The organism is Sulfitobacter sp. THAF37 (assembly GCF_009363555.1).
Classification (GTDB): domain Bacteria; phylum Pseudomonadota; class Alphaproteobacteria; order Rhodobacterales; family Rhodobacteraceae; genus Sulfitobacter.
Map to the genome: position 1 here is coordinate 174,093 of NZ_CP045372.1, position 19,682 is coordinate 193,774.

Annotated in this window: 20 protein-coding genes; 13 read left to right on the plus strand and 7 right to left on the minus strand. The window is 65.8% G+C overall.

Going from position 1 to position 19,682, the window contains the following annotated elements; all coding sequences use genetic code 11:
- Positions 1–556: 556 nt before the first annotated feature.
- Positions 557–1,855 (minus strand): tRNA (N6-isopentenyl adenosine(37)-C2)-methylthiotransferase MiaB, encoded by a 1,299-nt coding sequence (gene miaB / locus FIU94_RS00865; protein WP_152463985.1) that lies wholly within the window; start codon positions 1,853–1,855, stop codon positions 557–559.
- A gap of 108 nt (positions 1,856–1,963) precedes the next feature.
- On the opposite strand from miaB, the gene FIU94_RS00870 reads away from it, so the two are divergent.
- Positions 1,964–2,833, plus strand: coding sequence for a hypothetical protein (locus FIU94_RS00870; protein WP_152463986.1), 870 nt, complete (start codon positions 1,964–1,966; stop codon positions 2,831–2,833).
- Positions 2,834–2,999: 166 nt separating this feature from the next.
- Here the strand turns inward: FIU94_RS00870 and FIU94_RS00875 are convergent, their stop codons facing one another.
- Together FIU94_RS00875 and irrA are read right to left on the minus strand one after the other, a co-directional pair.
- Entirely contained in the window at positions 3,000–3,794 is a 795-nt protein-coding gene (locus tag FIU94_RS00875; protein WP_152463987.1) for a phytanoyl-CoA dioxygenase family protein, read from the minus strand.
- A gap of 22 nt (positions 3,795–3,816) precedes the next feature.
- Positions 3,817–4,236: an iron response transcriptional regulator IrrA gene (gene irrA / locus FIU94_RS00880; protein ID WP_152463988.1), complete on the minus strand. Its 420-nt coding sequence runs from the start codon at positions 4,234–4,236 to the stop codon at positions 3,817–3,819.
- 180 nt (positions 4,237–4,416) lie between these two features.
- On the opposite strand from irrA, the gene FIU94_RS00885 reads away from it, so the two are divergent.
- The gene (locus FIU94_RS00885; protein ID WP_152463989.1) at positions 4,417–5,250 is read left to right on the plus strand and encodes a hypothetical protein; all 834 of its coding nucleotides are present in this window, start codon (positions 4,417–4,419) and stop codon (positions 5,248–5,250) included.
- A gap of 76 nt (positions 5,251–5,326) precedes the next feature.
- Positions 5,327–5,836, plus strand: coding sequence for a bifunctional 3-hydroxydecanoyl-ACP dehydratase/trans-2-decenoyl-ACP isomerase (gene fabA / locus FIU94_RS00890; protein WP_152463990.1), 510 nt, complete (start codon positions 5,327–5,329; stop codon positions 5,834–5,836).
- A 77-nt stretch (positions 5,837–5,913) separates the two neighbouring features.
- Here the strand turns inward: fabA and FIU94_RS00895 are convergent, their stop codons facing one another.
- Both FIU94_RS00895 and FIU94_RS00900 read right to left on the minus strand, forming a co-directional pair.
- Positions 5,914–6,540: an SDR family oxidoreductase gene (locus FIU94_RS00895; RefSeq protein WP_152463991.1), complete on the minus strand. Its 627-nt coding sequence runs from the start codon at positions 6,538–6,540 to the stop codon at positions 5,914–5,916.
- Between the two features lie 64 nt (positions 6,541–6,604).
- On the minus strand, positions 6,605–7,984 hold the full coding sequence (locus FIU94_RS00900; RefSeq protein ID WP_152463992.1) for an NAD-dependent succinate-semialdehyde dehydrogenase: 1,380 nt from the start codon (positions 7,982–7,984) through the stop codon (positions 6,605–6,607).
- A 166-nt stretch (positions 7,985–8,150) separates the two neighbouring features.
- Between FIU94_RS00900 and fabB the strand changes: the two genes are divergently transcribed.
- On the plus strand, positions 8,151–9,380 hold the full coding sequence (fabB, locus tag FIU94_RS00905; protein WP_152463993.1) for a beta-ketoacyl-ACP synthase I: 1,230 nt from the start codon (positions 8,151–8,153) through the stop codon (positions 9,378–9,380).
- A 10-nt stretch (positions 9,381–9,390) separates the two neighbouring features.
- Entirely contained in the window at positions 9,391–10,182 is a 792-nt protein-coding gene (locus FIU94_RS00910; RefSeq protein WP_152463994.1) for an enoyl-ACP reductase, read from the plus strand.
- Between the two features lie 135 nt (positions 10,183–10,317).
- Here FIU94_RS00910 and FIU94_RS00915 read toward each other — a convergent pair whose 3' ends face one another.
- Positions 10,318–11,433, minus strand: coding sequence for a class I SAM-dependent RNA methyltransferase (locus FIU94_RS00915; RefSeq protein ID WP_152463995.1), 1,116 nt, complete (start codon positions 11,431–11,433; stop codon positions 10,318–10,320).
- Between the two features lie 141 nt (positions 11,434–11,574).
- Here FIU94_RS00915 and FIU94_RS00920 point away from each other — a divergent pair, with 141 nt between their 5' ends.
- Positions 11,575–11,991: a hypothetical protein gene (locus tag FIU94_RS00920; protein ID WP_152463996.1), complete on the plus strand. Its 417-nt coding sequence runs from the start codon at positions 11,575–11,577 to the stop codon at positions 11,989–11,991.
- 35 nt (positions 11,992–12,026) lie between these two features.
- On the opposite strand, the gene FIU94_RS00925 is transcribed toward FIU94_RS00920, so the two are convergent.
- On the minus strand, positions 12,027–12,455 hold the full coding sequence (locus FIU94_RS00925) for a peptidylprolyl isomerase (RefSeq protein ID WP_152463997.1): 429 nt from the start codon (positions 12,453–12,455) through the stop codon (positions 12,027–12,029).
- Positions 12,456–12,644: 189 nt separating this feature from the next.
- Between FIU94_RS00925 and FIU94_RS00930 the strand changes: the two genes are divergently transcribed.
- Genes FIU94_RS00930 through FIU94_RS00960 form a run of 7 tightly spaced genes read left to right on the plus strand, consistent with a single transcriptional unit; the run spans position 12,645 to position 19,667 of the window.
- Positions 12,645–13,331: a haloacid dehalogenase type II gene (locus FIU94_RS00930; RefSeq protein ID WP_152463998.1), complete on the plus strand. Its 687-nt coding sequence runs from the start codon at positions 12,645–12,647 to the stop codon at positions 13,329–13,331.
- Positions 13,331–14,155: an alpha/beta fold hydrolase gene (locus FIU94_RS00935; protein WP_152463999.1), complete on the plus strand. Its 825-nt coding sequence runs from the start codon at positions 13,331–13,333 to the stop codon at positions 14,153–14,155. The genes FIU94_RS00930 and FIU94_RS00935 overlap by 1 nt, the downstream gene beginning before the upstream one ends.
- Complete coding sequence (locus FIU94_RS00940) at positions 14,152–15,120, plus strand: threonine/serine dehydratase (RefSeq protein WP_152464000.1); 969 nt, start codon at positions 14,152–14,154, stop codon at positions 15,118–15,120. The genes FIU94_RS00935 and FIU94_RS00940 overlap by 4 nt, the downstream gene beginning before the upstream one ends.
- Positions 15,117–16,316: an endonuclease/exonuclease/phosphatase family protein gene (locus FIU94_RS00945; RefSeq protein ID WP_152464001.1), complete on the plus strand. Its 1,200-nt coding sequence runs from the start codon at positions 15,117–15,119 to the stop codon at positions 16,314–16,316. The genes FIU94_RS00940 and FIU94_RS00945 overlap by 4 nt, the downstream gene beginning before the upstream one ends.
- Positions 16,313–17,101, plus strand: coding sequence for a 3-oxoadipate enol-lactonase (pcaD, locus tag FIU94_RS00950; RefSeq protein WP_152464002.1), 789 nt, complete (start codon positions 16,313–16,315; stop codon positions 17,099–17,101). Before FIU94_RS00945 ends, pcaD begins: the two co-directional genes overlap by 4 nt.
- Before the next feature lie 30 nt (positions 17,102–17,131).
- Complete coding sequence (locus tag FIU94_RS00955; RefSeq protein WP_152464003.1) at positions 17,132–18,457, plus strand: lyase family protein; 1,326 nt, start codon at positions 17,132–17,134, stop codon at positions 18,455–18,457.
- A 4-nt stretch (positions 18,458–18,461) separates the two neighbouring features.
- Positions 18,462–19,667, plus strand: coding sequence for a TCR/Tet family MFS transporter (locus FIU94_RS00960; RefSeq protein ID WP_152464004.1), 1,206 nt, complete (start codon positions 18,462–18,464; stop codon positions 19,665–19,667).
- Positions 19,668–19,682 lie beyond the last annotated feature (15 nt).

A 19,682-nucleotide genomic window follows, 5' to 3' on the forward strand; every position in this document is an offset into this window, starting at 1 on the left:
GTGGTCCGCGCAAGTCTGACGGCAGCACAACCTGGCCGTGCCGCGTTTGAGACGTTGCCAGGAAGACATGTCAAAAATGACATGTCTTCCTTTCAGAGTCGGCTTTGGCTTGGGGGATAACTTGGCCTGCGACGGCGGCTTCACACGCGGGATAATGCGTCAAGCCCGGCAGAGGAGCGGGCTCGAGGACGTCAGGATCTGTCGGCAAAATGGCACCCATGGCCCGCGAATGACACGCAGCCCGACGGCACGCCATTGCACGACCGAGACAGCGCATTTTGCGTGCGCTTCAACGCCATTGTTTCCATATTGCGATCAATATCGCATGATGCGCCTGTTTTTTTCAAGACCGCTGCAAGTTGCCGGAGAATCGATTGGGGGTTGCACCCGCCCATTCGTCAAACGGTTCCGCCCTTCATAAACCGCCGATGCCATAGCCACGCGGGCCCGCCACACCCCGAAGCCGACCAGCCGTCACGGGGCTATGAAACAAGGGCCGGAGGGGATCCGAGCCAGTACCGGCCCGCACCGCCGCCACAGCGGCTGACGGGCAAGTTCAGATCTGGACGCCGCCCAGCGAGTTGGTCTTGGCGTCCAGCACCCTGACCCGCGCGATGTCGCCCACCGCTGCCGTGCCATCCTGAATATGGACGGAGTGCAGATAGGGCGATTTGCCGATCATCTGGCCGGGGTTGCGCCCCGGCTTTTCCACCAGCACATCCATCTCGCGTCCGACCATGCTGTCCTGGATCTCGCGCTGGTGGGTGGTGATCAGGGCCTGCAACCGTTGCAGCCGGTCATCCGCCACAGCCGGATCCACGCCGGGGCGTTCCGCCGCCGGGGTGCCGGGGCGCGCGGAATACTTGAACGAAAACGCGTAGCCGTAGCGGACCTGTCGGACCAGTTCCATCGTCGCCTCGAAATCGGCGTCCGTCTCTTCGGGGAAGCCGACGATGAAATCGCCTGACAGCACGATGTCGGGCCGCGCGTCGCGGATGCGCTCGATCAGCCGCAGATAGCTTTCCGCCGTATGGCTGCGGTTCATCCGTTTGAGAATACGATCGCTGCCCGATTGCACCGGCAGATGCAGATAGGGCATCAGCTTGTCCACCTCGCCATGCGCCGCGATCAGGTCGTCGCCCATGTCGTTGGGATGGCTGGTGGTGTAGCGGATACGCTCCAGCCCGTCGATGCGCGCCAGTTCCCGGATCAGGCCCGCCAGGGTCATGCCGCCGTGGTAGGCGTTCACGTTCTGGCCCAGCAGGGTCACTTCGCGCACGCCGCGCGCCACCAGGTCGCGCGCCTCGTCCAGCACGCGGGTGGCGGGGCGGCTGACCTCCGCGCCGCGGGTGTAGGGCACCACACAGAAGGCGCAGAACTTGTCGCAGCCTTCCTGCACGGTCAGGAACGCCGCAGGGGCACGCCGGGCCTTGGGGCGGCCTTTCAGGTGGTCGAACTTGTCTTCTGCCGGAAAATCGGTGTCCAGCGCGGGTTTGCCCGCGCGCACCCGCGCCTCCATCTCGGGCAGGCGGTGGTAGGTCTGCGGGCCGACAACCAGATCGACCGCAGGTTGGCGGCGCATGATCTCTTCGCCCTCCGCCTGGGCGACGCAGCCCGCCACGCCGATCTTCAGATCCGGGTTCAGCTCCTTCAGCGGCTTCAGCCGCCCCAGTTCGGAATAGACCTTCTCCGCGGCCTTTTCGCGGATGTGGCAGGTGTTGAGCAGGATCATGTCCGCGTCTTCGGGCGTGCCCGTCTCGACGTAGCCCTGCCCGCCCAGCGCCTCGGCCATGCGTTCGCTGTCGTAGACATTCATCTGACAGCCGTAGGTCTTGATAAAGAGCTTCTTGGTCATCGGTCCGGTCCTGATGCGGGGGAGTCTGCCCTCTAACAGGGCGCGGCGAGGCTTGCAATGCACCCGGAATTAACCGATTCTGCATGAAAAACCACCCAGAGAGAGCGCATGCAGTATCCCGATCTGACCGCGATGATCAAGGACAACACCGCAGCCCTGGCCAAGGGGCCGGTGGCGCTGATCCTGGTGGAGGACGATGTGGAGGTCGCCACCACCCTGCGCCATCATCAGCAGGCCGGGTTCGTCAACGTGATCGCCCTGATGCCGGACACCTTCGATCTGCCGCGCGACCTGCAGGACACGGTGCTGCGGGTGGACTACAACATGAGCGCCGATGATGCGATGGAAACCGCCGTCAACACGGTCATCGACGCGGTGCCGGGGCAGTGGCTGTATTATTGCTTCAACGCCGAATACCTGTTCCACCCCTTTTGCGAGACGCGCAATGTCGTCGAACTGCTGGCCTATCATGCCGAAGAGCGGCGCGATGCGATGCTGACCTATGTCGTCGACCTGTATGCCGAAGACCTGAACCGCTATCCCAACGCGGTGTCGCTGGACCAGGCGCATATGGACCGCTCGGGCTATTACGCGCTGGCCCGCCGGGACGACGCCAACCACGGCCACCCCAAGGAACGACAACTGGATTTTTTCGGCGGCCTGCGCTGGCGGTTCGAAGAACACGTCCCCGCCGTGCGCCGCAAGATCGACCGCATCGCGCTGTTCCGGGCCAAGAAGGGCCTGCGCCTGCGCTGGGATCACACATTCAACGACGAGGAATACAACACCTACGCCTGCCCCTGGCACCACAACATCACGGCGGCGATCTGTTCGTTCCGCACCGCCAAGGCTTTGAAAAGCAACCCCGGCAGCAGAGACGAGATCGAAACCTTCAAGTGGCACAATTCGGCCCCGTTCGAATGGCATTCGCGGCAATTGCTGGATCTTGGGTTGATGGAACCGGGCCAGTGGTTCTGAGGGTAAGAGATCGGATAGTGGCCTGCATCATGGCATGAAGATTTCGGGGCAGGCTTCACCAATCCAACCTTGACCAAAAGGCAGAGCCAGCGCCGCTGTGCGGACTTTGCGCCTGTCCCATTGGCGCGGCATCACCCAGGAAAGCTCCCTGCCCGGCGCAGCTCGCTCAGCGCCCCCAAAGCACCGGAAACCAGTCTTCGCGCAGTTTCTGCCCCGGGATCATGTCATGGCCCGGAAACGGCGGCGAGGTCGGGCCGGGCCGTTCCACGTAGCGCGCATCGTCGCCCACCAGACGCAGCGAAAACGCGCGGCGGCGCTGGTCGGTCGAATTGCCCCGCGCGCCATGCAGGATGCCATAGTTGAAAGCCACCGCGTCACCCGGCGCCATCTCCCATTCACGGATGTCCATGCCTTCGGCATCGGGGTCCGGGACGGGCATGTAGGGGGCCGGGTCGAAGAACGCGTCGCCCTTGACCCAGCGGGTCGGCAGCACCGGCTTTTCCCACAGGTGCGATCCCGCGACGCAGCGCAGGGACGCCTGCGTCACAGGATCGAGCGGGGACCAGAAACTGATCGTCTGCCGCCCTTCGACAAAGTAATATGGTCCGTCCTGATGCCAGGGCGTCGCCATCGACGTGCCCGGCTCCTTGACCAGCACATGGTCGTGGAACATCTGCGCCGTCCTGCTTTGCATCAGTTCCGCCGCCACCTGGGCCGCGTCGGAGCCGTGGATCACGTCCTCGAATTCAGGAATGCGCTGCCAGTTGCAGTAGTCGTCAAAGAACCGCCCGGTCTCGCCCGGTTTGTCGTTGTTCGAAGCATAGGGTCCGGGCGTGTCCATGTTGCGCTCGACCCCGGCGCGCAGGGTGTCCACATGATCCGCAAACAACCCCTTGATCAGCACGACACCGTCGCGCTGATAGGTTTCGATCATGTCCTCAGTGAGCAGCGGATGGGTCATGGCCACATAACCCTGAGCGCAATCACGCCTTGCGCCGCAGGCGGATCACCACGTCGACCGATGCGATCTCGGCCCCCTCGGGTGCATCCGGCAGGTTCGAGATGATCAACTGATCCGACGGCGCATCGGTCAGCTTACCGTCGTCTTCCCAGTAAAAATGCGGATGGTCGTGGGTGTTGGTGTCAAAATAGCTTTTGGAGCCGTCAACAGTGACTTCCTGCAACAGACCCGCGTCGCAGAAAGCGCGCAGGGTGTTGTAAACGGTGGCGAGCGAAACGGTATCGCCCTGCTGTTTCGCCGCTTCGAACAGGCTTTCGGCGGTGACATGGCGATGCTTGCCGTCGCCGACCAGCAGGCGCGCGAGAATGGCCCGCTGCCGTGTCGGTCGGACGCCGCCCTGCTCCAGCCATTTTTCTCCGTTGTCCTGATGCGCTTGCGCCATTCCGGCCCCATTGTCTGTATCTTCTACTGTCCTAAGCATTTCGTGCTGTTTTTTCAATCGGTATTCCGAAAAGCGGCTGACCGCCGGAACGGGCCGCAGTGTTCCCGAAGATTCCTTGCCCGTGCTGGAATTCTGCCAGAATTGCGGCCCCAGATGCGTGAAACAGCACATGAGGCGCAGATGACGAGACTGATGGGTATCTTCTTTTTGACGGGCGTGCTGCTGTGCATGGGCGCCGCGATGATGGCGATCGACATCTACATGACCGACGACCGGAAGACGGCTGCGCGCGCCAGCATCAACGCCCAGCTCGACGAAGCCGCTGCCAGCTACGACGAGCGCGCCGAGAACGGCTGCCGCCGCAGGTGCGGTTTTCTGGCCACCATGGCCAAGGCCGTGACCGATCTGCGCGACGGCATCTTCGCCGGGCCGCCGTTCGATCCCGAAACGGTCTTCGCACAGCCGCCCGAGGGCTGGCGGATGGCGCCCTACGATCTTGCAACCGTGGAAGGCATCATGGGCCACAGGCTGAACCGCACGCCGCTCGTGTCCCCGACCTACAACCAGTTGCTGACCCGCTTCGACGACGTGGCCAAGGCCGCGCAGACCGGTGCCGTGCGGCTTTATGCCAAGGATGAGGCGCGGGTCGCCATCGCCCTGAAGATCACCGACGCAGGGCTGCGCGGCAAAGACGCCCCCCGGACAGCCCCGCCGGAAGGGGTCATCGCACCGCTCACCGCCACGGACGGCCTGCCGTTTCGCCTGCACCCCCAGGTATCCGTCGACCTGCTGCGCGATACCCGGATTGCGGTGGGTTATCGGCACTATTCGATGGATCTGGACGGACAGGTCCGGATCGACGTGCTCGCCACTGGCCCGACCGCCAAGGTCGAGGCTCTTCTGTCGTCCTTCGATCTGGAACCGATCATAGACGCCTTGCCGCGACCACCAGCAGGGTATCGTCCCGACGACCGGGTCCTGTCGGTGGCGCGCACGCCGACGACCGGCGGATGAGGACCAAGGTGCCCCTTGCAGCGGCGGCAACGGCGATGATAGACCCCCGCAAAGCCCAAGCAGGAGCATTCAGACAATGGCCGACTACCCGACCAGCTTCGACAAGGACGATCTGCTGAAATGTGCGAGGGGCGAATTGTTCGGCCCCGGCAACGCGCAATTGCCCGCCCCGCCGATGCTGATGATGGACCGGATCACGGATGTCTCGGCCGATGGCGGCGCGCATGGCAAGGGCCACATCAACGCCGAATTCGACATCACGCCCGACCTGTGGTTCTTCGAATGCCATTTCCCCGGCAACCCTATCATGCCCGGTTGCCTGGGCCTTGACGGTCTGTGGCAGCTGACCGGCTTCAACCTCGGCTGGCGCGGCTGGCTGGGGCGCGGCTACGCATTGGGTGTGGGCGAGGTCAAGCTAAAGGGCATGGTCCGCCCCGACCGCAAGATGCTGACCTATAGAATCGACTTTACCAAGGCCGTGCAGACGCGGCGCCTGACCATGGGCGTGGCGGACGGCATCGTCGAGGCGGATGGCGAAGTCATCTACGAAGTCAAGGACATGAAAGTGGCCCTGAGCGAAAGCTGAACGCAGGCCACGGCAAGAAATGAAACGCCCCGGACCTCATCCGGGGCGCTTTTCCATTCCGCGGTCGCGGGTGTGATCTAGGCCGCCTGAAACGGCGCGTCCGCCGCGGATTGCATGCTCAGCGACTGACCGTCGCAGGACCCCGTCACAGCTGCCCGTGCGAGGGTAAAGGCCACGTCGGCCCGGCTTGCCTTGGCCTGTGGATCAACCTCTCTGCCCAAGACAACATTGCCGGAGCGCGGGTCGTCCGTCAGCGCGACCGGACGCAGGATGGCATGCGTCAGCGAAGAGGCCTGCAAGTGCTGATCCGCATCATGCTTGGCTTCAAGATAGTGCTTCAGGGGGTGGTCCGCAGGCGGCGCATCCGCCCCGATGGAACTGAGCATGACAAACCGCTGCACGCCGTTCTTCTCGGCCAGGTCGACGAGGCGCTTCGCGCCCAGCCGGTCGACCTTGTCGGTCATGTCCGCGCCGGTGTCACCACCGGAACCGGCGGCAAACACCACCGTGTCGATTTCCGCGCAGACATCGTCGGGCAGGTCGGTCAGATCGCCGGACCGTGTCGTCGCGCCCTCGGGCAGGACCTGCGTGTCGGATGCGTCACGCACGAGGGCGATCGGATCGGCCCCGAGATCAATCAGGTCGCGGAAGAGAAGACGCCCGGTCTTGCCGGTGGCGCCAGCTACGAGAACCTTGTGTTTCATTTCGCTTCACCTTTTGAATTCAATTGGACTGTGGCGGGGCCGCGGCCCCGCCGTTCTTTGCGTTTCAGCCGGGCAGGAAGATCGACTTGATGTTCACGAACTCCTTCATGCCAAAGCCGCCGTGTTCGCGCCCGTAGCCTGAATCCTTGACGCCGCCAAAGGGCATGTTCGGATCCGCCGCGCCGAAGGAGTTGATGCGCACCATCCCCGTGTCGAAGTGGTCCCGTGCAAGGCGGATCGCACGGTCCTCGTCCTTGGAAAAGATGCCGCCGCCCAGCCCATAGCGGCTGTCATTGGCGATGCGCATGGCGTCCTCGTCATCCTTGGCACGGATGACGGAAGCGACGGGGCCGAAAATTTCGTCATCATAGGCAGGCATGCCCGGCGTCACGTCGCCCAGGACAGTCGCGGGGTAATAGGCCCCTTCCCTGTCCGGCACGCCACCGCCGCACAGCACCTTGGCCCCCTTCTTGACGCTGTCTTCGACCTGGTCGCGCACGGTCTCGAACTGCTCCTGGCTCGACAGCGGACCCAGCTTGGTTTCCTTCTGCATGGGATCGCCGAGTTCGATGCTCTTCATCTGGGCGACAAAAGCGTCGGTAAAGGCGTCGTAGACCTTGTCGGCCACGACGAACCGCTTCGCGGACACGCAGGTCTCGCCGTTATTGTAGAGCCGCCCCATCACGCAGAACTTGACCGCAGTCTCGATGTCGGCGTCCTCCAGCACGATGAAGGCGTCGTTCGAGCCGAGCTCCAGCACCGTCTTCTTGAGCGCCTTCGACGCGACGGCGCCGATGTGCCGCCCTGCCGTATCGCTCCCGGTCATGGTGACACCGCGCACCAGTTCATGTTCGATCAGCTTGTCGCTGACGTCATGCCCGATCAGAACCACCTTGAAGAGATCGCGGGGCAACCCTGCCTCCTCGCAGATTTCCTGCAACCGCAGCGCGCTGCCGGTGCAGATCGACGCATGTTTCAACAGGCAGCCATTGCCCGCGATCAGGTTGGCCGCCAGCACGCGCACGGGCTGATAGAGCGGGAAGTTCCACGGCTGGATCGAATAGATCACGCCGACGGGCTGATAGCTGACGATGCCGCGTTTCTTGCCGCCCGCATGGGTACGTTCCTCGTCGGCCAGTTCAGTGGGTCCGTTCGCGGCCGCGTATTCGAACAGCGCCGCGCAGAGATCCACTTCGGTCAGCCCATCCTTGTAGAGCTTGCCGGTCTCGCGGGTCATCAGTTCGGCCAGCTCCTCCTTGTGCTCGCGCAGCTTGGCGGCAATATCGTTGAGATAAGGCGCGCGGTCTTCGACGGTCTTCTTGCGCCAGTCCAGAAACGCCGCGTGACAGGCTTTCAGGTGATCCTTGGCCTCGGCCTCGGACATCTTGGGGTAGGCCGCGATCTTCGTGTCTGTCGCGGGATTGATGGTGATGATCTGGTTCATGGTGCTCTCCTCATTTGGGTGGAAACGGGTGGCGCCGGACAATGGTTCCTGTTGGTTCCTGCCTTACCCTGCGCCACCGGCGCATCCGCCAATCCGGTTGCGTGTCCCGACGGTCATGTCCTAAACAGGGCGAGGACCATCTGAGGACCAATAAAGGAGTGCGCCCATGCGCCGCGTCGTCGTCACGGGATTGGGGATCGTATCCTCGATCGGAAACAATGCCGAAGAAGTGCTTGCCGCCCTCAAGGCCGGCACCTCGGGCATCACCGCGAGCGCGGAAATGGCCGAACACGGCTTTCGCAGCCGCATCGCCGGGACGCTCAAGATCGATGTCTCTGAACATATCGACAAACGCGCTCTGCGGTTCATGGGGCCGGGCGCGGCCTATGCGCATATCGCCATGGGTCAGGCGATTGCCGACGCGGGGCTGGAGGACACAACCATCAGCAATCCGCGCACGGGCCTGATCGCCGGTTCCGGCGGTCCTTCGACCTCTGCCATGCTGTCTGCCCACAATGTTGTCCGGGAAACCGGCGCGACGAAACGGATCGGCCCCTTCGCCGTGCCCAAATGCATGTCCTCGACCATCAGCGCGAACCTCAGCACCGCCTACAAGATCAAGGGCATCAATTATTCCATCACCTCGGCCTGCTCGACCTCGCTGCATTGCATCGGGTCGGCGGCGGAACAGATCATGATGGGCAAGCAGGACGTGATGTTCGCCGGCGGCGGCGAAGAGTTGGACTGGACCCTGTCCTGCCTCTTTGACGCGATGGGCGCGATGAGCAGCAAATACAACGACACCCCCGAGAAAGCCTCCCGCGCGTTCGATGCCAACCGCGACGGTTTCGTGATCACGGGCGGCGGCGGCATCGTCGTGCTCGAAGACCTGGAGCACGCCAAGGCGCGCGGCGCGAAGATCTACGCCGAGGTGACGGGTTTCGCGGCCACATCTGACGGGCACGACATGGTCGCGCCGTCGGGCGAAGGCGGCCAGCGGGCGATGGAACTGGCACTGGCCACCCTGCCCGGGGACCGCAAGGTCGGCTATATCAACGCGCACGGCACCTCGACCCCGGTGGGCGACGTGGGCGAGATCGAAGCGGTGCGCCGGGTCTTCGGCCAGGGCAGCACCCCGCCGGTCAGCTCGACCAAGTCGATGACGGGCCACGGCCAGGGCGCTGCGGGCGCGATGGAGGCGATCTTCAGCCTCCTGATGCTTGAGCACGATTTCATCGCCCCCTCGATCAACGTGGAAACGCTGGACCCCGCCCTGGACCCCAGCGAAATCGCACTCGAACGGGTGGATAACGCGGGCCTGGATTCGGTGATGACCAACTCCTTCGGGTTCGGCGGCACCAACGGGTCGATGATCTTGTCGAAATACCAGGGCTGAGGGGCCGGACATGTCGAATACACTCAAGGGAAAACGCGGCCTGATCATGGGGGTCGCGAACGATCGCTCCATCGCATGGGGCATCGCCCGGGCAATGGCCGAAGCGGGGGCGGAGCTTGCCTTCACCTACCAGGGCGAAGCTTTCGGCACCCGGCTGAAGCCGCTGGCCGAAAGCGTGGGCTCCGATTTCATGGTGGATGCGGATGTGACCGACGACGCCTCGCTCGACGCGGCCTTCGACCAGCTGGCGGCGCGCTGGCCCACCATCGACTTCGTCGTGCACGCCATCGCCTATTCGGACAAATCCGAACTCAACGGACGGTTCCTGAACACCAGCCGCGCCAACTTCAAGCATTCGCTGGACATTTCCGCATACAGCTTCATCGACGTGGCGCGCCGGGCGCATCCGCTGATGGTGGACAACGGCGGTACCCTGCTGACCCTCACCTACCAGGGATCGAACAAGGTCGTGCCGAACTACAACGTCATGGGCGTGGCCAAGGCGGCGCTGGAATCGGCCACCCGCTACCTCGCCAACGACCTCGGTCGCGAAGGCATCCGGGTGAACGCGATCTCTCCGGGTCCGATGAAGACACTGGCCGGGGCCGCCATCGGCGGCGCGCGGCGCACCTACAAACACACCGACATGAACGCCCCGATGCGCGCCAATGCCACGCTGGAAGCGGTCGGCGGCACCGCCGTCTACCTCGCCTCGGACGCGGGCGCCTGCACCACGGGCGAGATCATCCACGTCGACGGCGGTTTTCACGTCCTGGGCATGCCGCAGGCCGAAAACCTCTGAAGGGTGCGCCCTCAGGGCCTGCGGATCGGGCGCAGCGGGGCGCGCGGCCCTGCTTCTTTATGCCAAAAATACCTCAATCCGACGGGGCAGCCAGCGGCACGGCGGCCCTGACGCGCCCGGCATGCCACCGCCGCCTCAGCGCAGCGGCCCCGTCTGCCACAGCCAGACCTTCATCCCGCCATGCGCCACCGGCGCGCTTTGCGCCTGCCACGGCAGGCCCGTCGCCTTGGCCAGCGGCGGCTCGCTGGTGACCAGCCCGACGCGCCAGCCGCTGAACCGCGCCAGCAGGGTCTGCCCCAGCGTGCCGTACAGCGGATAGAGCAGCTTCTTGTTGCCGATCCGCGCGCCGTAGGGCGGGTTGACGATCACCAGCCCCGGCGCGCCCTCTGGCGGGGTGATTTCGCCCGCGCCGTGGCAGGCGAAGGCGGTCCATGCGTCCACCCCCGCGCGCTGCGCGTTCGCCTGGCTCATGCGGACCGCCCCCGCGTCCCGGTCGGACCCCTGGAACCGGGCCTGCGGCGCCTGCACCGGGGCCGCCGCGCGCATATCGGCCCAGTGCGCCGCGTCGAAGCTTGCCAGTTTCTCGAAGGCAAAGGCGCGGCTGCGGCCCGGGTTCAGGCCCGCCGCGATCTCGGCCGCCTCGATGACGAATGTGCCGGAGCCGCACATCGGGTCCAGCACCGGCCCGGTCCCGTCATACCCGCACTGCCGCAGGAACAGCGCCGCCAGGTTCTCGCGCAGGGGGGCCTTGCCCACCGCTTCCTTGTGGCCCCGCTTGTGCAGCGCCTCGCCACTGGAATCGAGGCTGATCGTCACCGCGTTGTCGTGGATGCGGACCTTGATCACCAGGTCGGCCTCTGCCGATACCGTGATCCCGTGGCTGTCCCGCAGCGCCGTTTCGATCCGCTGGGTAGCCGCCCCGGCGTGATATATCTTGGACGCCTTGCAGGTCACTTGCACCTTCACGGGGACGTCGGGGCGCAGGACCTCGCCCCAGGGAAACTTGCGCGCCCGTTTGTCGAGTTGCGCCAGATGAAAGGCCATGAACTGACCGATGCGCACCAGCACCCGTGTCGCGCCCCGCAGCTCCAGGTTCGCACGCCAGACCTCGGGCCAGCCACCGCGCATGGTGACACCGCCGGGACCGGCCACGGGATCGGCAAATCCCCTCTCCGTCACCTCTTCCAACAGGATGGGTTCCAGCCCCGGAGGGCAGACAACAAAGATTTCAAGGTCGCTGTCGCTGTGCATCCCCCTGCATAGGCCGTTGCCGCGACGGGCGCGAGGGGATATCGGGCTTTTCGGAATCGCGGCGCCGGAAAATATGGGTTTTCCGCCCCGCCCCGGGAACAACGCCCTTCTTTTGCCGAATTCCGGCGCTACGGCGGGGCGATGAATTTCGCCGAGACATACCGCCACGAAGTGCTGCAATCGCGCCGGGACCGGTCGCGTCGCGCGCTGTTCTGGTCCCGCATCCTCGGGATCGTGCTGATGCTGACCATCGGCGCCGTCCTGCGGGCAGAGCCTGACCTGCGCCGCGCACTGGCAACCGCGGGCAGCGATGCGATCCTTGCCATGACGGGGCGCGCGGCGGCGGCACCGGCCGCGCCGCTGAGCGTGCCTGCCGCGCCACCGCAGACGGCACAGGACCACGGGGTCCGGGTCGCCACCCGCCCGCGTGACCGGGTCAAGGTGAACCGACCCGCCAACGCGCAGCCCGTCGCCGACGCGACCGGCCCCGCCATCGACCCGGCGGCCCTGGCGAACGAAATAGGGGCGCAGCTTCAGACCATGAAACCGCGCCCCTGAATTTCGACCGGCGGTGCCGGTCCCGGCCAAAGACCTCAGCCGATGCTGACGACTTCGATGTCGAACTTCAGGTCCTTGCCCGCCAGCGGGTGGTTGGCGTCCAGCGTCACGGTGGATTCGTCCACCTCGACCACGGTCACGGGCAGTGCCTGACCATCGGGGGTCTGCATCTGCAGCTGGGTGCCGATATCAAGCGGGATGTCCGCCGGGATGCCTTCGCGCGGGACGGCCTGGCGCATCTCGGGGTTCACCGCGCCGTAGGCTTCGTCGCTGGGAACCGTGACCGCCTTTTTCTCGCCCACGGACATGCCGGGCAATGCGCCGTCGAGACCCGGGATGATCTGGCCGGAGCCGACTTCGAACTCCAGCGGATCGCGGCCTTCGGAGCTGTCGAATGTTGTACCGTCCTGCAGGGTGCCGGTGTAGTGAATAGCAACTTTATCGCCTGATTTGACCTCGGTCATGACGTTCTCCAATCTGTTCGGGAAGGGGATGAAGGCCGCGTGTCTGCGCGGGTGCTTCGGATTCGCTTAAGCCTTTCAAACCATGGCCCGAGTGTAAACCCCCTGCCCCGACGCCCCCGGCCACAGGCCATTTGGGGTCTTTCAAGGCCGCGCGCAGCATGACAATCTGCGCGCGAAAAGGAGGCACCCATGCCCATCACCACCTGCGTCTTCGACGCCTACGGCACGCTGTTCGACGTCGCCGCCGCCGCGCGCCAGGCCGCCACCGAGCCCGACTTTGCCGCCATCCGCGAAGACTGGCCAACCCTGGCAGAGCATTGGCGCAGCAAGCAATTGCAGTATTCGTGGCTGCGGGCCGTCACCGGCGCGCACGAGGATTTCTGGGTCGTCACCCAGAACGGCCTGGACTGGGCGATGGAAAAGACCGGCCACGGCGGCGATAGCGCCCTGCGCGAACGGCTGCTGGCGCTCTACTGGGAACTTCAGGCCTATCCGGAGGTCCCTTCGATGCTTGCCGCGCTGAAGCAGGGCGGGCTGAACACCGCGATTCTCTCCAACGGCTCCCCCGCGATGCTGCAGGGCGCCGTGGACAGCGCCGGGATCGGCGATCTGCTGGACGTGTCGCTGTCGGTGGAAAGCGTGGGCATCTTCAAGCCCGCCGCATCGGTCTACGACCTCGTGGGGCAGCATTTCGGCTGCGCCAGGGAGGATGTGCTGTTCGTCTCGTCTAACGGCTGGGACGCGGCGGCGGCGACCGGCTACGGCTTTGCCACCGCCTGGGTCAACCGCGGGGCGGAGCCGCTGGACCGCCTGCCCTGGACCCCGGCGCACCATCTGGATGACCTGACCGGCATTCCGGAACTGGCAGGTCTGTGATGGCGCGGTTCACCTCTTCTGACGGGCTGTCGCTGTATTACACCGACAAAGGCGCGGGGCTGCCGATCCTGTGCCTCGCGGGGCTGACGCGCACGGGCGCGGATTTCGACTATGTCGCGCCGCATCTTGTCGGAAACCGCCTTATCCGGCTCGATTACCGGGGGCGCGGACAATCCCATTTCGACACCGACTGGCGGAACTATACCCCGCCCGTCGAATGCCGCGACGTGCTGGAGCTGCTCGCGCATCTGTCGCTGGACAAGGTGGCGGTCCTGGGCACCTCGCGCGGGGGGCTGAACGCCATGGGCCTCGCGGCGGGGGCGAAGGAGCGGCTTCTGGGCGTGGCCCTGAACGACGTGGGCCCCGACGTCGATCCCAAGGGACTGGATTTCATCATGGGTTATATCGGCCGCAATCCGGCGGCCAGAACCCATGCGGCGGCGGCGGCGGGCATGGCCCGCGCCTTTCCCGAGTTCGAGGGCGTGCCCGACAGCCGGTGGCAGGCTGAGGCCGAGAAACATTATGTCCAGACGGAAAGCGGCCTCAAGATCACCTACGACCCCGCCCTGCGCAAATCGGTGGAGGCGGCGATGGCGCAGGACGCGCCGGATCTCTGGCCGTTCTTCGACGCGCTGGAGGGTCTGCCGCTGGCCTGCATCCGAGGTGCCGCGTCAAACCTGCTGAGCGCGCAAACCCTGGCAGAGATGCAAAAACGCCGCCCCGACATGATCACCGCCGTGGTGCCCGGGCGGGGCCATGTCCCCTTTCTGGATGAGCCGGAGGCGGTGGCCGCCCTGAAGGAATGGATAGGAAGAATGAAATGAACATCGAGATGATCCGCGCCGCTGCCCAGCGCCTTGAGGGCCATGCGCGGCGCACGCCGCTGCTGTCCTCTCCCTTTCTCGATGAATTGGCCGGACGCCGGGTCTGGGTGAAACCGGAGTGCCTGCAACACACCGGCAGCTTCAAGTTTCGCGGTGCCTTCAACGCCCTGGCGGCGATGGACGCCGAGGTCCGCCAGCGCGGTGTCATCGCCTTTTCCTCGGGCAATCACGCGCAGGGCGTGGCCTTGGCCGCCCGAATGCACGGCGTGCCTGCGGTTATCATCATGCCTGCCGACAGCCCCGCGCTGAAGCTGGCGAACACCGCTGCCCTGGGGGCCGAGGTCATCACCTATGACCGCGCGACCGAGAACCGCGACGAGATCGGCGAAAGGCTCAGCCTTGAACGCGGTCTGACGCTGGTGAAACCCTTCGATGAGCCGGAGGTGATCGCGGGCCAGGGCACCTGCGGGCTGGAGATCGCGCAGCAGGCGGCGGAACAGGGGATCAAGACCGCCGATGTCATCGTCTGTTGCGGCGGCGGCGGGCTGACCAGCGGCATCGCCCTGGCGCTGGAGGCCGACGCACCGGGTCTGCGCGTGCGCACGGCGGAACCTGAAGGGTTCGACGATGTGGCCCGCTCTCTGCAATCGGGCGCGATCGAGCGGAACAGCCGCACCTCCGGCAACATCTGCGATGCCATCATCACCCCGCAACCGGGCAACATCACCTTTCCCATCATGAAACGGCTGTGCGGCCCCGGCCTTGTCGTGACCGAGGACGAGGCGCTGGCGGCCATGGGCCAGGCCTTCAACCGGCTCAAACTGGTGGCCGAACCGGGCGGCGCCGTGGCGCTGGCCGCCGCGCTCTGCCGCGCGGACCAGATCGAAGGGGAGGACGTGATCCTCACCATTTCGGGCGGCAATGTGGACCCGGCGATGTTTGCCCGGGGGCTGGACAGCCTGTGACCGCCTTCACCGTCGCCAGCTTCAACGTCAAGAACCTGATCGGGCCGGACAAGGAATATTACAAATTCCAGTCTTACACTCCCGAGGAATACGCCTGGAAAGAGGACTGGCTGGCCGACCAGATCGCGACGCTGAACGCGGATGTGATCGGCTTTCAGGAGATCTTCGAAGAAGACGCCCTGCGTGCCACCATCGCCCGCGCCGACCGCTACGGCATGGACAGCAACGCCGCCACCCTGCCCGGCGAGGACAAGCGGTATCGTCACCGAGCGATCTTCGACCGGCTGGCCTACCGCGATTACGGCAATGCCGCGCTGGCCTTTGCCCCCAATGTGCATGACGGGCCCCCGGGCCAGCGTCGTCCCGGCGTCGCGGTGTTGTCCCGTCCGGGGTTTGCCGAAGAGCCGCAGGTCATTCAGGTCCTGGACCGGCCCATGCAGATCCCGTTTCAGACCTTTGGCGGGGACGAGGGCGGCCATTTCACCATCCATAAACTCAGCCGCCCGATCCTCAAGGTGCGTGTCCCGGTGGGCGGTCACGTCATCACCGTCTTCAACTGCCATCTGAAATCGAAACTGGGCGAATTCATCCGGCCGGAGGGGGCCGAATTCGCGCCCGAGGCCGACCTGACACATTACGATCCGGTCGGCCGCGCGCTGGGTGCCGCGCGGGCCGCGATGCGTCGCATGGCCGAGGCCTGGGTGCTGCGGGCCGCGATCATTCAGGAGCTGCGGGCAGGCCATCCGGTGATCGTGCTGGGCGATTTCAACGACGGCGAACATGCGGTCAGCACCGAAATCATCACCGGCGAAGTCCCGTTCAGGAACTATTCATGGATGTTGCGGCACGACGCGCAGCACCGGGGCGACCGCTATACCGAAGCAGAGCACGCGCAGATCACCGAGGATATCGAGGCGCTGCGCCTGCATCCGGCGGAAAAGCTCTTTGTCCGCAAATCCCTGCGCGACATGGTCTACACGGCGGCCTTCGGCGGCAATTACGAGAGTATTGACCAGATCATGCTGTCGCGGCATTTCCTGCCGGACTGGAAGGGGCATATCGGCGAAATGACCTATTTCAGCGTGCTGAACGACCACCTGACCGATGGCAGCCACCCCGAAGCGCCCTATAACAAACTGGCCTCGGACCACGGCCAGATCATGGCCACCATAGACCTGAACGGAGACCCCAGATGAAGATTTTCGATACCGGCGACGTGCGCCTGCATTACCGCGTGGATGGCCCCCGTGACGGCGCGCCGGTGGTCTTTGCCAATTCGCTGGGGACCGACATGCGCCTGTGGGATCCGATCCTGCCACTGCTGCCCGAAGGGCTGCGGATCATCCGCTACGACAAGCGGGGGCATGGCCTGTCTTCCTGCCCGCCCGCACCCTATTCCATGGGCGCGCTGATCACGGACATCGAACGGTTGCTGGATTTTCTCGAGGTGCGGCAATGCGTCTTTGTCGGCCTGTCCATCGGCGGCATGATCGCGCAGGGGCTGGCGACCAAGCGTCTGGACATGATCCGCGCGATGGTGCTCAGCAACACCGCCGCCAAGATCGGCAACCCCGAGATGTGGGCCGAACGCATCGCCGCCGTCGAGAAGGGCGGCATCGAGAGCCTCGCCGACGCGGTGATGGAACGCTGGTTCTCGGCCGATTTCCGCGCCAGACCGGAACTTGAACTCTGGCGCAACATGCTGGTGCGGGGCGAGGACGCGGGCTATGCCGGGTGTTCCGCCGCGATCTCCGGCACGGACTTCTACACGCCCACTGCCGCCCTGCGCCTGCCCGTGCTGGGCATCGCCGGGTCGGATGACGGGTCCACGCCGCCGGACCTTGTGCGCGAAACGGTCGATCTGATCCCGGCATCGAAGTTTCAGCTGATCCGCAAGGCGGGGCACCTGCCCTGCGTCGAACAACCCGAGGAATACGCCAGGGTGCTGGGCGACTTTCTCAGGGGGGTGGGCCATGTCTGATCGGGTGTTGCCCCTCGGGGGGCGCTGCTGATGGCCGGGTCGGTGTTTGATTCCGCGCTCTACGGGCGGCTGTTCGATCCGGGAGAGGCCGGACGCCTGTTCACCGACAGCGCGGCGGTGCGGGCGATGCTGCTGGTCGAGGGGGCGCTGGCCAAGGTGCAGGGCGCGCAGGGGATCATCCCCGAACTTTCCGCCGCCGCGATCCACCGTGCCGCGCTGGAAATTGCGGTTGATCCCGGCGCTCTGGCGGCGGAGACCGGCCAGAACGGCGTGCCGGTCCCGGCGCTGGTCAGCGCCTTTCGCGCCGAGATGCAGGCCCCGGAACATGCGCAATACGTCCACTGGGGCGCCACCAGCCAGGACATCGTGGATACGGGGCTGATGCTGCGGTTGCGGCAGGTACTGGCCCTTGCCGAAACGGATCTGAAGGCGATCATCGCCACGCTGGGCGAACAGGCCGCCGAACACGCGCATCTGCCGATGCCTGCGCGGACCTACGGTCAATACGCCACGCCCACCACCTGGGGGGCGGTGCTGGCGCAGTTCGGCACACCGCTGCTGGATGCATTGGCGGGGCTGGAGGCCCTGCGCAAATCCGCGCTCTGGGTGTCGCTTTCGGGGGCTTCGGGCACCGGCTCGGCCTTGGGCGACGATCCCGCTGCCACCCGCGCCGCGCTGGCCGGGGCGCTGGGGCTTGAGGATCCGCAACGCTCCTGGCACACGGACCGCACGCCGATCCTGCGCATCGCCGACTGGCAGGGCCAGGTGATGGCGGCGCTGGCGCATATGGGCCAGACGCTGATCGCGCTGGCGGGAAGCGATACGCAGGAGGTGGCGCTCGGGTCGGGCGGGTCGTCCTCGACCATGCCGCAGAAGCAGAACCCGGTCGCGCCCTCGGCGCTGGTGGCGCTGGGGCATCAGTTCACCGGGCTGCGCGCCGGTCTGCAGGCGGCCGCCGCGCACCAGCACCAGCGCGACGGGTCCGCCTGGTTCGCGGAGTGGATGGTGCTGCCGCAGCTGTCGCTGTCGCTGGCGGCGGCGCTGCAGCACGCCAGGGCGCTGACCGCCGGCGTGGTGCCGCGGCCGGTGCAGATGCAGGCCAACCTGGACAGCGGGCTGGGCCTGATCCACGCCGAAGCCCTGAGCTTTGCCCTGGCCGAAATCATGCCCCGTCCCGAGGCGCAGAAGGTGACAAAGGCGCTCTGCCTTGATGCGTTGGACAAACGCACGCCGCTGGAGACTCTGGCGCTGGCCGATTATCCGCAACTCGACCGCGGGGTCTTTGCCCCCGGCGCAGGCACCGGAGAGGCCCCGCGCGAGGCCCAGAGCTTTGCCGCACGGGCGCGGGCGCTCTGACGGGATGAGCCCCGCCGCGCTGTTCATCATGCTGACGGTGATGATCGACGCGATGGGCATCGGTCTGATGGTCCCGGTGATACCGGATCTGATCCGCGACGTGCACGGCGGCACGCTGGCCGAAGCGGCGCTTTGGGGCGGTGTTCTGGCCACCAGCTATGCGGTGATGCAGTTTCTCTGCGGCCCTGCGCTTGGCAGCCTGTCCGACCGCTTTGGCCGTCGGCCTGTCCTGCTGGTTTCGCTGGCGGTGATGGCAGCCGATTATGTCGTGATGGCGCTGGCGGGCAGCATCTGGCTGCTGCTGGCGGGCCGTGTGATTGGTGGCATCACCGCTGCCACCCAAGCCACCGCGACAGCCTATATGGCCGATATCTCAGCCCCCGGCGCGCGCACGCGCAACTTCGGCCTGATCGGGGCCAGCTTCGGGGCGGGGTTTGTTCTGGGGCCGCTGGTCGGCGGCGTGCTGGCCGAATACGGCACCCGCGCGCCGTTCTGGGCGGCCGCCGGGCTGGCGGGTGGCAATGTGGTGCTGGGCTGGGTGGTGCTGCGCGAAACAGTCCGGCCCGAACACCGGCGCGCCCTGGACTGGCGCCGGGCCAACCCGCTGGGCGTGGTGCGCAACCTCGCCCGCCTGCCGGGGGTGCGCCGGCTGCTGCTGGTCTATTTCCTGTATCACATGGCCTTTGCCGTCTACCCGTCGGTCTGGTCCTATTTCGGGCAGGAGCGTTTCGGCTGGACGCCCGCGCTGATCGGCCTGTCGCTGGGCCTGTTCGGCGGGGTCATGGCGCTGGTGCAGGGCGGCGCGATCCGGCTGGCGCTGCTTTGGTGGGGCGAACGCGGCACGGTCGTGGCGGGACATCTCTTTGCCGTCGCCGCCTATGGGGTGCTAGGTGTCATCGCCTCCGGCCCGCTCGCACTTGTGCTGACGCCGCTGGCCGCGCTGGCCGGCGTGATCCCGCCCGCCTTGCAGGGGATCATGTCGCAGAGGGTCGCGGCAGATGCCCAGGGCGAGTTGCAGGGTGCGCTGACCTCCGCCGCGGCGCTGGCGATGATTCTGTCACCGCTGGCGATGACCTGGACCTTCGCCGCCTTCACCCATCGCGGCAGCGCGGTCTACCTGCCCGGCGCACCGTTTCTGGTGGCAATGTGCCTGACGATCGGGGCGCTGGCGCTGTTCCTGCGTCCCGCTGTGCGAACCGACGCAGCGTAAAGCGGCAGCCCCCCG